Annotated in this window: 14 protein-coding genes; 9 read left to right on the top strand and 5 right to left on the bottom strand. The window is 54.0% G+C overall.

What is annotated here, in order from left to right:
• Positions 1-136: 136 nt before the first annotated feature.
• The gene (ald, locus tag PCH05_RS05115) at positions 137-1,264 is read left to right on the top strand and encodes an alanine dehydrogenase (protein WP_127601292.1); all 1,128 of its coding nucleotides are present in this window, start codon (positions 137-139) and stop codon (positions 1,262-1,264) included.
• A 164-nt stretch (positions 1,265-1,428) separates the two neighbouring features.
• Here the strand turns inward: ald and PCH05_RS05110 are convergent, their stop codons facing one another.
• Together PCH05_RS05110 and PCH05_RS05105 are read right to left on the bottom strand one after the other, a co-directional pair.
• Positions 1,429-1,653: a cold-shock protein gene (locus tag PCH05_RS05110; RefSeq protein ID WP_127601515.1), complete on the bottom strand. Its 225-nt coding sequence runs from the start codon at positions 1,651-1,653 to the stop codon at positions 1,429-1,431.
• A 266-nt stretch (positions 1,654-1,919) separates the two neighbouring features.
• Positions 1,920-2,969 carry a hypothetical protein gene (locus PCH05_RS05105; RefSeq protein ID WP_164766546.1) on the bottom strand — a complete coding sequence of 350 codons (1,050 nt, stop codon included), beginning with the start codon at positions 2,967-2,969 and terminating at the stop codon, positions 1,920-1,922.
• Between the two features lie 232 nt (positions 2,970-3,201).
• Between PCH05_RS05105 and PCH05_RS27885 the strand changes: the two genes are divergently transcribed.
• Positions 3,202-4,032, top strand: a complete 831-nt coding sequence (locus PCH05_RS27885; RefSeq protein ID WP_127601290.1) for a methyl-accepting chemotaxis protein — start codon at positions 3,202-3,204, stop codon at positions 4,030-4,032.
• Positions 4,033-4,097: 65 nt separating this feature from the next.
• Here PCH05_RS27885 and PCH05_RS05095 read toward each other — a convergent pair whose 3' ends face one another.
• Both PCH05_RS05095 and PCH05_RS05090 read right to left on the bottom strand, forming a co-directional pair.
• On the bottom strand, positions 4,098-4,853 hold the full coding sequence (locus PCH05_RS05095; RefSeq protein ID WP_371860514.1) for a glycosyltransferase: 756 nt from the start codon (positions 4,851-4,853) through the stop codon (positions 4,098-4,100).
• A 24-nt stretch (positions 4,854-4,877) separates the two neighbouring features.
• Positions 4,878-5,465 (bottom strand): TetR/AcrR family transcriptional regulator, encoded by a 588-nt coding sequence (locus PCH05_RS05090; RefSeq protein ID WP_127601288.1) that lies wholly within the window; start codon positions 5,463-5,465, stop codon positions 4,878-4,880.
• Between the two features lie 216 nt (positions 5,466-5,681).
• Between PCH05_RS05090 and PCH05_RS05085 the strand changes: the two genes are divergently transcribed.
• Together PCH05_RS05085 and PCH05_RS05080 are read left to right on the top strand one after the other, a co-directional pair.
• A complete protein-coding gene (locus PCH05_RS05085) occupies positions 5,682-6,479 on the top strand; it encodes a GNAT family N-acetyltransferase (protein ID WP_127601287.1) in 798 nt (265 codons plus the stop codon).
• Between the two features lie 24 nt (positions 6,480-6,503).
• Entirely contained in the window at positions 6,504-7,343 is an 840-nt protein-coding gene (locus PCH05_RS05080) for a lipoate--protein ligase family protein (RefSeq protein ID WP_127601286.1), read from the top strand.
• 23 nt (positions 7,344-7,366) lie between these two features.
• On the opposite strand, the gene PCH05_RS05075 is transcribed toward PCH05_RS05080, so the two are convergent.
• Complete coding sequence (locus tag PCH05_RS05075) at positions 7,367-8,068, bottom strand: Na-translocating system protein MpsC family protein (protein WP_127601285.1); 702 nt, start codon at positions 8,066-8,068, stop codon at positions 7,367-7,369.
• A 433-nt stretch (positions 8,069-8,501) separates the two neighbouring features.
• On the opposite strand from PCH05_RS05075, the gene PCH05_RS05070 reads away from it, so the two are divergent.
• The 5 genes from PCH05_RS05070 (at position 8,502) to PCH05_RS05050 (ending at position 13,202) form a co-directional block, all read left to right on the top strand.
• Complete coding sequence (locus PCH05_RS05070; RefSeq protein ID WP_246049366.1) at positions 8,502-9,020, top strand: cupin domain-containing protein; 519 nt, start codon at positions 8,502-8,504, stop codon at positions 9,018-9,020.
• A complete protein-coding gene (locus PCH05_RS05065) occupies positions 9,014-9,445 on the top strand; it encodes a DoxX family protein (protein WP_246049365.1) in 432 nt (143 codons plus the stop codon). The genes PCH05_RS05070 and PCH05_RS05065 overlap by 7 nt, the downstream gene beginning before the upstream one ends.
• A 298-nt stretch (positions 9,446-9,743) precedes the next feature.
• Positions 9,744-11,015 carry an MFS transporter gene (locus PCH05_RS05060; protein WP_127601283.1) on the top strand — a complete coding sequence of 424 codons (1,272 nt, stop codon included), beginning with the start codon at positions 9,744-9,746 and terminating at the stop codon, positions 11,013-11,015.
• A 200-nt stretch (positions 11,016-11,215) separates the two neighbouring features.
• Positions 11,216-11,902 carry a response regulator transcription factor gene (locus PCH05_RS05055; RefSeq protein ID WP_127601282.1) on the top strand — a complete coding sequence of 229 codons (687 nt, stop codon included), beginning with the start codon at positions 11,216-11,218 and terminating at the stop codon, positions 11,900-11,902.
• Positions 11,895-13,202 carry a sensor histidine kinase gene (locus tag PCH05_RS05050; protein WP_127601281.1) on the top strand — a complete coding sequence of 436 codons (1,308 nt, stop codon included), beginning with the start codon at positions 11,895-11,897 and terminating at the stop codon, positions 13,200-13,202. The genes PCH05_RS05055 and PCH05_RS05050 overlap by 8 nt, the downstream gene beginning before the upstream one ends.
• The last annotated feature ends 133 nt before the right edge of the window (positions 13,203-13,335 follow it).

Raw genomic sequence — 13,335 nt, 5'->3', positions numbered from 1 at the left:
CTTGACAAGACGTATGATGCAGCGGAAAACGATCGATTGTACACTTTGGATACATGGAGAAAAAATACAGAATACCGCTTTAATGGTTCTGTAATGGATGTAATGCGCCACAATCTAACGTTAGAGGTGATCTGTCATGAACATCGGAATACCAAAGGAAATCAAAAACAACGAAAATCGCGTCGCCGTCACCCCGGCAGGTGCCTTGGAATTTATCCAGCATGGGCACAACGTGCTCGTGGAGCATAACGCTGGAATTGGAAGCGGATTCACCGACGACGAATATAAAGAAGCCGGAGCCGTCATCGTGAGTGAAGCGAAGGACGTCTGGAATCAGGCGGATATGATCATGAAGGTCAAAGAGCCGCTGCCGGGCGAATATGGGTATTTCCGCAAAGGTCTGATCCTGTTCACCTACCTGCATCTGGCCGCGGAACCTGAACTGGCCAAAGCCTTGGTGGCCTCCGGCGTGCATGCCATCGCCTATGAAACGGTGAACGTGAACGGCACGTTGCCGCTGCTGACCCCGATGAGCGAGGTCGCCGGCCGCATGGCCGCCCAGATCGGAGCACAGCTGCTGGAGCGTCCGCACGGCGGGAAAGGCATCCTGCTGTCCGGCGTTCCCGGCGTGTCCCGCGGCAAGGTGACCATCATCGGCGGAGGTATCGTCGGCATGAACGCCGCCAAGATCGCCGCAGGACTCGGCGCCGATGTGACCCTGCTCGACCTGAGCATTCCGCGCCTGCGCCAACTGGATGATATCTTCGGCAATCAGATCAGCACGCTCGTATCCAGTCCCGCCAATATCGCCAAAGCAGTCGCCGAAACCGACCTCCTGATCTGCGCCGTGCTCATTCCCGGAGCCAAGGCGCCCCGGCTCGTGACGGAAACCATGGTCAAAACGATGAAACCCGGCTCGGTCATCGTCGATGTGGCCATCGACCAGGGCGGCGTGGTGGAAACGATCGACCATATAACCACCCACGACAATCCAACCTATGTGAAGCACGGCGTCGTGCATTATGCCGTTGCCAATATGCCGGGTGCGGTACCGCGCACCTCGACGCTTGCGCTTACCAACGCAACGATGCCGTTTGCCCTCAAGCTTGCAGACACCGATCTGCAGCAGCTTTTGACCGCCAATCCGGCCATCCGCAGCGGCGCAAACGTGCTTGGCGGACATGTAACCTATGAAGCGGTAGCCCGCGATCTCGGGTACGACTACATCCCGGCGGAAAAGGCACTCAGTAAAGTTACCATATAGCGAACAATGCGCATGTGCAAGCGCAGTACAGAAACAGGGCCCCCTCAGCGGAGGCCCTGTTTCCTTTCTTAAGAGATCCGATTGCAAGCAAAAACTTCATCTAAACGCGGTCTGATCTTCTGGCATGTACGTCAATGGACGCTTTGGATATGATGGCCGGCAGCTTAGATCAAAGTGCCCCTCTTCAGCATTTTAATAGGATGGTCATTGACGACCAAGGGCAGCATCTTCGTACTGCTGATCATGGGGGAGCTGCAGTGGACGCACAGGGGCTCCTGTTCAAAAGCAAAGTTATCCCTCATCCAGCCGTTGCAGTCCTCGTTGGAGCAGGACCAGATCATCGTGTCCGCCTCAGGAATTTCCTCAACCGCTTTTTTTCCGAAGTACATCGCAAATCCCGTCCTCATCCTATATTTTCGCAGCATCCCTATAAATTGAACTAAAGTGATATTTGTCTCCTGGAATTATATTTCCTCATTCAGGAGCAGCAGCAGCAGCTACGCCTTCTTTAGTTCAATTTATCCAGCTGTTTCCTTAGTATGACCCGGAAACGCTGAATTATGTTGCCAGGATTTCAAGTCTTACACATGGATGACTTTCTCCCCTTCAGACCGCTGCGTCGCCTCAAAGGGATATCTTTTTCCCTATTTTCATTCTATGCACCATCTTGGCATTTCTGCCGTACAGCTTGCACAAAAGCGGAAGGGTCATCCAGCGCGAGATAGATGGCGGTAACTTTTCGCGGAAGAAACAGCAGCGTCTGCACCGTCATCGGCTCGGTCAGAATGATCCGCACGTTCGGCGTCACGCCTGAAAGGGCGGCTGCCCTGCTCTCTTGTTTATTCGGATGGAACTCAAGCGCGGTATCCACCGAAGTTATTCGACTATAAGGTACATCGGCCTGGATGCGCATACCGTACCGGATGCGGAGCCGATTCCCGCATACCTCGAGCGGCTGGATCGCCGATGCCCGGCAGTCCGCCCACAGCAGCGATAAGAGCCACAAGTCGGCTGCCGATAGGATCCAGGCCGCAACGTCCGACCACTGTCTGACCAAGAGGTGCATGCCGAAGGCTTCAATTAAGATCACATGCGTGAAGACCGCGGCCAAGACGGTTTGGCCTGTTTTGCGGTGATAGGAGAAGGTTGCTGTCCCCGGCTCAGTAATGGTCGGTTTCATTTTCCAGGAAAAGAACAAATAGTACACCATCAGCAAGTCGTTCACCATCAGGGCAGATAATGCCGAGGGCTTGGCCTGCCGCCGGGACGGGCTCATACGAATCGCCTCCGCCGCACTGCCGTAAAGCTTTACATTCCCTCGGAAACGCCGGATGAAGCCGTATGCCAACCGGACTTCAACCATCACAAACAGCCCCTCCAGAACCGTCATGGCAGCCTTTAACGCTGGCGGCGCCTCGGTCAGCAAATCCCGCCCGGAATCGGGAAGAGCAATCCAGGCCAAGACGGCGCATGGAATGACAGCCTGCAGCACCTTCAGCATGCTTTGCCCCTTTTTCCGGACGATCAGCAGTCCGTACATCAAAGGAATCACAATCACAACATCGAACAGCAGCGCAGCATTCACAATCTCCTGATTCGTGCCCAGCGGCGTCGTCCGCACAGCGTAGCTGTCCACCGACAGAATGAGGACCGCGAAGACTACAAACAGCAGTGCTGCACGTTGAAGGGAATTCCGTGACGTCATAATATACTCACCCGCCTTTTCATCGCCAATATTTACAAATGCTAGCATTCAAAGCTTTTTATCCTAAATATACAATATCCGCTGTCCTTATCCCAGAATTATTCATGTAAACATTTGGATTATGCCGTTTTCCTCACATTTACGCCGGATTTCGACGATATAGTGTGTAGCGTATTACATGCCAGGACGCAATTTCATTGGTAACAAAATAATAGGAAGCGAGGTACAGAACATGAACATCTTGGATATCATCATGACGGCGGTGCCTTATATTAAGCAGATTACCGGCGGAGGAATGATGATTGGAGTGACCGATCGGGATAAGTTTCTGCTGTACGAGCCGTCGGATACAATCGATTTCGGGATTAAAGCCGGGGATCCGATCCCGGAAGAGGATGCAAACTTGAAGACCGCTCTCTCCGGAAAGAATTCCACAACGCAGCTTCCGGCCGAAATCTACGGCAACCGTATTCTGGCTTCGGCCATTCCGATCCGGGACGAGCTTGGGCAGGTCATCGGGGTGCTGGCCACGGCGCAAAGCTACGAGAACCAGGAACGGCTGGAGGAATACATGAAGCGGATTGAAGGGATCTCCAGCCGTCTGGTCGATATGGTGCAGAACGTGGCCGCGCATTCCGAAGAGCTGTCCGCCACCAGCGAGCACATCCTGGACAATTCCAAAAATGCCGTGCAGGAGTCCGCAAGGGTCAATAAAACGATCGATTTCATTCGCAACATTTCGTCGCAGACAAACATTCTCGGCTTGAACGCCTCCATTGAAGCCGCGCGCGCCGGTCAGCTGGGAGCAGGCTTTCATGTGGTGGCGAAGGAAGTCCGCAAGCTGTCCGAGGACACCAAGCGCGCAACGCAGCAAATCTCCGATACACTCGGCAGCGTGCAGCATTCCATCCGTCAGATGGAGTCCGATTTCACCCAAATCGCCTCCTCCTCGCAGGAGCAGGCCGTGTTGGTGACGGAATTCATGGAGGTTATCGAGCAGCTGAACCATGCGGGCGAGGACATGAAGAAATTCGTCAGCGGGCTGATTACGGGCCACCATTAACTAAGGAAAAACCGGGACGACTTCAATGGAAGTGTCCCGGTTTTGTTTTCAGGCTGAACGTTCGATTACTTATATTCCATTTCGTAATAGGTTTCGTCCGCATGCTTGCGGTCCGTCCCTTTCAAGTAGGCAAGCACGATCCAAGGACGCTTCACCAGCACCCAGTCCCCGCCTTGATCGAACTTCCGGCACGAGGTCGTCATGACGGACTTCGTGACGGTGCCGTACTTTTTGCCGTTTTTCTTGCCCCATTTCTTCATACGGCAGGCGAACTCCGCATCCTCGGCCATCAGCATGTTCTCATTGAAGCCGCCTATGGCTTCAAAATCCCTTTTATATCCCCAGAAGAGACCCACCGATACCATTCCGTATTTGATAAGAAGCGGTACGATCAGCACCAGCGCCGACATCGCGATGCCGAGGGAGCTGCGTTCAAACGCCGTCCTGACACCACCTCCGATGTACTGGCCTGTCGCCAGCATCCGGTCGATCTCGATAAGCATATTGTCCGCCACCCAGCTGTCCGCATCGATTGTCGCGACGATTTCCCCTCTGGCAGCACGAATGCCGGCATTCCGGATCAGGGATAAATTTTTGCTGTCGTTGACCAGGGTAACCGCCCCAAATGACTTGGCGATGGCTTCGGTTTGGTCGGTGCAGCGGTTCAGGACGACAATTGCTTCGACCTGCCCCGGAAATGCCGACGCGGCCGCGGCCAGGGATTCCAGACAGCGTCCGATATATTTCTCTTCGTTCCTGGCCGGAATAATGATCGAAAATTTGATTTCCGGATCGGTATCGGATGCAAAATGCGTGCTCATGCACATCTCTCCTCAAGGAATAATTTATTGTTTGATCCCTTCGAGTAATAGCATCGTTGCTTTACGATAAAGCTTTTTCGCGTCTGCCTTATCCATCATCGGAATGCTGTCGCTCAGACCCGAGTAGTATCCCAGAATGATCATCGCGAGCTCCTGCGGATTGTCGCCCTTCCATTCGCCCCGTTCCAAGCCGGTACGCACCAGGCTTTCAAAGCGCTGCATGTACGTTTGAAGAATCCCGATAAACCTCTGCCCCGCTTCGGAGTCCGGACCAATCCGGCTCAAAAATTCCTCCCCCGCCTTGTTCAGCGGCTTCTGCAGCGTGTCGACGAAATAATCGGCATACAGGTACAGCTGCTCCGTAGCCGTCATCCCATCCCGGGCCACCTCCCCCCACTGCTCCCAGGAAACGGTAAACGCCTGATCGGCCAAATAAATAAACAAGTCCTCTTTGCTGTCAAAATGGTGGTACAGACCGCCCCGGCTGCATCCGGCAGCGGAGCAAATATCCGCCATGGAGGTCGCGGCGTAGCCCTTGGCTGAGAAAAGCCCCTTAGCAGCCTCCACAATGGCCTGTTTCGTCAATTCTGCATCATCTTTGGTTTTTTTCATGGGACAACCCTTCTTATTTTTAAGACCGACTGATCGGTCTGTTTAAATTATAATCCATATTTTACCTGTTGGCAATACGTACGTTGATCTATTTGCACTTTGAGCGGTTTCCGCTCCATGCGCAGGACGGCTCCCGGCAAGGAGATGCCCTGCATCATGTCGAATAGGGAGTGTAATGAAAGGACATCAACAAAGAACCAGGATAGGAGCAAAACCATGATTCGCACACTTACACCGGAAGAACGGGAAGCCATCCTCGCTTCGCTCGACCGGGAAAGACATTTTCTGTATTATTCCTATTTGACGTCCCGCCGGGCTAACGCGACGCATTACGGGCAATTTAACGAGAAGGGTACGCTACTGGGCGTTTTGGCTTATCTGCAGGGGCTGTCCTTCCATGCTTTTTCCGTGTTCCCGGCGCAAGCGTCGTTTGATTTCCGGTCCGTGCTCGCTTTCGTAAAAGAGGATCTTGGTTTGCCGGACGGCGTGACCGGCAGCTTTATCGTGCATGAAGAGGACATGGCCGGTCTGAGCGGACAGCTGGCATTCGCCAAGCCTCCGGAGAACCTGCTTCTGATGAAGCACGTGCACCGGCAGATGCCTCCCCCGGCCGATTCGCGCGTGCTCCGCTTGGAACCATCCCATTTCGGACGGATCGATGCCATAATGAAAGAGCTCGGCACCATGGCCTTTTCCGTGGAAGAGCTGCAGTATCCCTTCTTTGGGGTCATGGAGGACGGGCAGCTGGCAGCCGTCGGCGGGTACCACATTTACGGCGGGGAGTACGTCGAGCTTGGCAATATCGGGACGATTCCCGCCTTTCGAAGACAGGGACTCGGGACCTTGATATGCGCGGAGCTGACCCGCGCGGGAGCGGCCGTGTCACCGCATGTGTACCTGAATGTTTTCGCGGATAACGAGGCCGCCATCCGGTTATACCGCTCGATCGGTTACGAGACCTGTGCCATGCAGTCCATCATTCAATTTGTCGTTCCGGCGGAAGGCCGGACATAATGCTTGCGAAAGGAAGTCATCCCGATGTCCGATATAAACCATGACGTTTACGGTTCCATGCTCATTTTGGACCGAATGAATGAATACACACAGCAGGATCCCTTGTATTCCTTTGCACTGGACGAGCTGCTCTGCAAAGAAACCGGCCGGGGCGGACCCCCGCTGTGCCATATTTGGCGTCATCCGCGCTCCTTCATCATCGGCCTCCGCGACAGCCGTCTGCCGGGGGCAGCCAAGGCCAGAGCCTGGCTGGAGCAAAGGGGATACCCTACCGCCATCCGCAATTCCGGCGGTGCCGCGGTGCCACTCGATCTTGGCGTCGTGAACCTGTCGCTGATTATGCCGAAGGATGGCCCCGGCGATGAACGCTTCCACGGCGACTTCGAGCGGATGTACAGCCTGATTCGCGAAGCGCTGGCTTCGACCGGTTGTGAGGTGAATAAGGGCGAAGTCGCCGGGGCTTATTGCCCGGGCGACTTTGACCTCAGCATTGGCGGGCTTAAATTTTGCGGCATCGCGCAGCGCAGGCAGGCTCATGCCTTTGTCGTGCAGGCCTTTGTCGTAGCTGAGGGCTCGGGCCGGGAGCGGGCGCAGCTCGTCAGAGACTTTTACGACCTGGCGGGCGCCGGAGCGGATGCAGCGGACTACCCGCTCGTCGAAGGCGGGAGCACGGCTTCGCTGGAGGAACTGACAGACATAGGCTCGAAAGCATCCGAGAAGTTCGCGCAGGCAGTCAAAGATGTCATCCGCGGCCGGCAAACCGCGGAAGGTATGGCTGCTTCGGCGGCGCGGCTCGTCCTGCCCGGATCCCGGGAAATCCATGACATGGCGGAACGGCTCAGACTGAGGTACTCACCGAAATAAAGACGAAAAACCCGCACGGCTGATCACCGGTGCGGGTTTAACGTTAACATGACGATACTTTTATCCAATGCATAATTCCAGTCGATGAAGCAGTCGCTGATCCGATGTTGAAGAAGGCCCTCCAGGACACGGCTGCTCATAATGTATTCCTTTTCGAGTTTACGTTTCACCCGTTTCAGGGTATCCCCCTGGCCGAGGAGGATCATTTCCCGCTCCATCGGCAGCAGCACGCCGCTCCGGATGAACAGCAGCGTCCGCGGATTCATCTCATATGAAGCCGTGCTGCACGGCTCCTTCTGTACTTGGGCGCTGATCCGGTTCAGCTCGGCCTCAATTTCCTGTCTGCCGGAATCATACGCCGGAGCAGGTGTATACCTGATCAGCTCCGGGCTAACGACCGCGATCATCCCCGTTCCCTGAATGAAATTCCAATCATAGTAACACTCTTCCGCATGTACGCCGAGGACATCCTGCAGATACTGCAAGATTTCCGGGGTGACCGCCAGCATGAGCTTGTCCCTGGTTGTTATGACCAGTTCTTCCTGCTGCTGCTCAAGCAGAATCCTTTCCGCCGGAGTCAGGAAATTGCGCAAATGAATGGTTATCGATGTATGCCCGATCGAGACCACAACCGATTCCGGTCCTTTGCCAAAATGGTCTCGCAAAAGCTTGCCAGTGTAACTGGCGATAATTTGTTGAAATGATTGATTATGTAATTGGTCCATTGAATTTGACCCGTTCCATGGTCTGGTTGCACTTCTAAAGGCAGAACCTTACAAACTGCCATGCGGTCTGGAAACGGATCCTTCTTTCCCTCCTGATTACGAAGTAGCGGGCGGGCCTTCACCCTGATTGCCGGACTTGATTTGACCGGAAATGTCGGGCCTTAAAACAATAAAAGGCCTAACATTCCCTTAACATATGAAGAGAAGTTAGGCCATGAAAGTGACTTTTATCCAAGGATATATTCATTCATTTACCCACAAAGTATAAAGTTATATATTCCTCATGCATTATAGCACAAATGCCCCTAGAAAAAAAAGGGTCCTTCGTTCCAGAAGGGTTCAAGCTCATCCATATCCGTTTAATGACAATCATACATTTGTACCACTTTATACCTATTTCATACCTATATCGGTTAATTTGGAGGGATCTGCATTGTACGGAGCTGAAATCAATACGTTTTATTTCAAGGATGACGGTAGCATTCCCAATAACCCTACTTTGCCCGTACTGGTCTATAGGGGGGTGCTGCGGGATAACCCTGCCCAAGCGGAGCGCATATTCAATCAGAACGGCTGGCTGAACAGCTGGACGAACGGGGTGTTCGGCTATCATCATTACCACAGCATCACGCACGAAGTACTCGGCGTCGCCGGTGGCACGGCCATCCTTCAGCTTGGCGGCGAAAACGGACGGAGGGTGGAGCTTCGTGCAGGCGACGTGGTCGTGCTTCCCGCAGGCACCGGACACCAAAAAATCTCTTCCTCCCCCGACTTCAGCGTCGTCGGCGCGTATCCGGATGGCATGGATTATAATATGTGTACCGGCAAACCCGATGAACGCCCGCGCGTGCTGGAAGAAATCCGGCATGTGCCCCTTCCCCGCACCGACCCGCTGTTTGGTGCAAGCGGACCGCTGAAAGATGCTTGGAAACCCGTCAAGGAAGGATGGTGATCGCGATTTCAAGCCAAGGTGATTTTGCCCGTACCCGAACCGCCAAACGGGTTGCCCGCATTCTTTTTTCATTTTTCTTTGCTGCTGCCTGCGTGTTCCATTTTATTGAGGCTGACGGCTTCGCCCAGATGCTGCCGGACTTTGTCCCGCTGAGACTGCCTATTATTTATGTCACGGGCGTGATGGAGCTTGCGCTTGGCGTGCTTCTGCTTATCCCAGGCACCATGAAGCTGACCGGCACCTTGATTGCGCTGTACCTGGTCCTCGTATTCCCTGCGAACATCTATGCCGCCGTCAAACATATTCCAGCACCGGGGTTCGGCTCGACACCGCCTGCGGCGCTATGGATTCGGCTGATCTTTCAGCCGCTCCTGATCTGGTGGGTGCTCTGGTGCTCGCGCGGACGCGGAACCCCGGCATATTAGATACCTTTAAAAGACGCGTTAGCTGCAGCTCCCAAGCTGCGGCTTTTCTTATGCCGCCTGGCTGGGATCCAGGCGTTTCCCCTCATTCTGCCCGCCTCGGTCCAGAGACCGAGAACAACATCATTCTTGCGCCGTTATTCAACCGCAGCAAATCGCAGTACACTGATTTCAGATGAACTGCACATGGATGTTCCACTCGTACAATACAAATATGTAGCATCATGCGAAACCCCATCCTAAGAATCGACCTTCGAAGGATCATAATCCACAAATAAAAAAGAAATGAGGCATCCCCCGCATGGAACTCTTTCGCAACTCGCTATTCGTAAGAATGTTTCTGGCCACCTTTGCTTCGCAGCTCGGTACGATGGTCGGCAACATGGCTTTCGCGTTTTACCTGATTGACCGTTTCAGCAGCCAGCCTGCCTATGCCACGGTCGCCGAGCTGATGTACTCCCTTCCTACACTGGCGGTATTCCTGTTCATCGGCGTGCTGGCCGACAGGCTGGACCGCAAGCGCATCGCCGTTTACAGCGACTGGATACGGGCCGGATTGTCCGTCGTACTGCTTCTGGCCGTGCATGAAGACTGGATTTTCGCCGCATTTGCGCTGCTCTTCCTGCGAAGCGCCGTCTCGAAATTTTTTGCGCCGGCAGAAATGAGCCTGCTGCAGGGGATCATGAAACCCGAACAATACGTTCAGGCTTCCAGCCTGAACATGTCGATCGCCGGCATATTCATGCTGTTCGGTATGAGCATGGGATCGGCCGCTTACTACTATCTGGGCATCGAAGGTGCCATCATGATCGACATGGCCAGCTTTATCGTCTCAGGCATTCTGCTGGCAGCCTGCCGCTTTCCCCAGCATGTCCGCCAGCCCAACGGTAAAGCGAGCCTGAAGGATCTGGGGATGAAAAGCATACTCGCCGACTTCGGCTCAGGCTTCAAGTATATTGTCCGGTCCCGGCTGCTGCTCGCGATCATTCTCGGCTTCTTCTTCTTCGGCATCGTGAACGGCGTGTTCTCGATCCTGCCCCTCTTCACCATGAAATACAAGCTCAGTCCGGAGCATTATCAAGTCTATACCCCGCTGGTCATGGTATTCCTCGGCATCGGGTACCTGATCGGCAGCGCCATCAGCACGCTGGTCATTAAAAAAGCCGGCAAAGTGGGCGTCCTGATTACCGGTCTCTTCCTCATCGGCTTTCTGACGATCGCACTCGGCAGCTTTGCCCATATTCAGGTATACCTTGGCATGATGGTGCTGCTCGGCATCATTCTCGCACCGATCAACGTCGTGCTCGGCGGGTGGATGCCTGAGCTGGTCGAACCGCAGAGCATGGGACGGGTCAGCTCGTGGATTGAGCCTTTGGGCACGACAGGCCAGGCAATCGCGCTCGGATTCCTAGCCATTGCCTTTCCTAAAATCGTCTCTGTGGCCGGACTGTACTGGATTTTGGCCATCTGCATCTTTATCGTCAGCGTGTATTACCTGATCGTGCTGCCTTCGCTGAACCGAAAGCATCAGCATGAACTCCAGCATAAACTCCAAACGGAAATGCCCGGCTGATGCCGGGCTTTTTTTCTTGGGCAGATTTGACATTCGAGCGGAATTGTTTATTTTTAGATATCAGGGATGTTTAACCGGTCCCCGGCAATTTTCATCCCTCCCTGCAGCTCAACTTTCGCTAAAGCAGCGGCTAATCCCTTTGGGATGCGGCCACAGTCGTTTTCCTGCGGGGAACAATTTTACAAAAGAGGTGAAACGGTATGCGGCTTCTTGTCATTGAGGATGATAAACATCTGTCCGATACGGTATGCGAAACGACGCGGGACTTGTTTGAAGCCGAGCAGGCTTTTGACGGGGAAGAAGGCTTATACATGGCGGAGCAGAATATCTACGATGTCATCATTCTCGATATCATGATGCCGAACATGAACGGATACGAAGTGCTCGGGCAGCTCCGGCAAAAGGGCATTTCCACTCCGGTCCTGATTCTCACGGCCAAGGACGGCATCGATGACAAAATCCGCGGCTTTAAGTCCGGTGCAGACGACTACCTCGTCAAGCCCTTCCACCGCGAAGAGCTGCTGCTCCGGCTGGAGGCGATCCTGCGGCGCTCGTTCGGCGGCTTCAAGGAAAACACGCTCCTATTCAAGGACCTCAAGCTGAACCTCAAAAGCCGCGGCGTCCAGATCGGCGAGGAATCAGTCCTCTTGAACGGGAAGCAAATCGACCTGCTGGAGTATCTGATCAACAACAAAAATATGATTTTGACCAAAGAACAGATCTTCGACCGCGTCTGGGGCATGGATTCGAGCACCACCAACACCGTCATCGAGGTGTATATCAGCAACCTGCGCAAAAAATTCAAAGCCTTCGGCTATGACAAATACATCAAGACAATCCGCGGCATGGGCTACATGCTGTCCGAGAGCGAGGACGACCATGAATAAAAACAAGGTGATCCGCAGTCAGCAGCTGCGCTTTATGGTCTATACCCTGATCGCGTTCACCCTCCTCTTCGGCATCTTCGGCACCATCATTTTCAGCCAGATCAAGACCACGCTGTATGCCAAAACGGACAATGATCTGAACAATTACAAAATGATGATCGAAACCGACGGCAAAGGCGAAGGCAACGGCGCGGGCCCGGACAAGGACCCGTTTGCGGATAAAACCGGCTTCCCTCCCCCTCCCGACAAAGGAGGGCGGCCCGTCTTCAATCCGCGGGTTATTCCGATCCTATGGGATAAAGACGGCAAGATCGTCAACATTCAGCAGATCGGCTTCATCAATTATGAAAATTACTTCAGCGACATGAAATTCGACCCTTCGACCGTAGGCGCCATTTCAAACGTGAAAGTAAGCGGCTCCTACCACTTCCGGACGATTTCCGTGCCCCATCCCTCGCAGGCAGGGGCCTACATTCAGCTCATGGTCAATGTGGACTCGGAGCAGAACCTGATCGACAATTTCAAACAGATCATCATTATCTGCTCGGTTATTTTCATCCTGCTGTCCATCAGCGCCAGCTTTATTTTGTCGCGGAAAATGATGAAGCCGATCATCCGCTCGTGGGACAAACAGGTGGAATTCGTGGAAAATGCCTCGCATGAGCTGCGAACGCCGCTCACCATTATCCAGAACAAGCTGGAGCTGATGCAGACGACGCCGGAGAAGCGGATTGTGGATACGTTCGAAAATATCGCCCTCTCCCTCTCCGAAACGCGGCGGCTCTCGCGGCTCACGACCGACCTCCTGACGCTTGCCAGGGCCGACTCCACCGAAACGCAGCTGGAGAAGCAGTCCATCGATCTGGATGAGTTCGTCCATAAGGTATGCAGTCCGTATGCCGAGATCGCCGAGCTGTCGGAGAAGCATATGTGGCTGAGGCTGCACAGCAAGACGCGGATCGAAGCCGATCCGGCCCGTCTGCATCAGCTGCTGGTGATCCTGCTGGACAATGCCCTGAAATATACCGGCAAGCATGACAGCATCGGCATCAGTACGTCCGTCAAGGAAAACAAAGCGTACATCGAGGTCAGCGACACCGGCATTGGCATCAGTGAGGAGGGCTTGTCGCGCATCTTCGACCGCTTCTATCGCGAAGACCAGGCGCGCTCGCGCGAAACCGGAGGTTCAGGACTGGGCCTGTCCATCGCGCAGTGGATCGTTGACAGCCATCACGGCACCATTCAGGCGCTGCATAACCAGCCGAAGGGCATGATTTTCCGGATCCGGCTTCCAAAATAAATCCTGAGCATGAACCGCATGAACCGCCGTCTTTTCACCCTTTTAGGGGCATGAAAGGACGGCTTTTTGTAGTTTCTGGGGAGCTGGCAAACAAGCTTAAGGTTTCGTTAAGTTTACATTGCGATAATAAAAA

Origin of the sequence: Paenibacillus chibensis (assembly GCF_004001045.1) — a bacterium.
GTDB lineage: Bacteria > Bacillota > Bacilli > Paenibacillales > Paenibacillaceae > Paenibacillus_AQ > Paenibacillus_AQ chibensis.
Note: the sequence above shows the minus strand (reverse complement) of the source record. Positions and strands in the feature narration are given on the sequence as shown.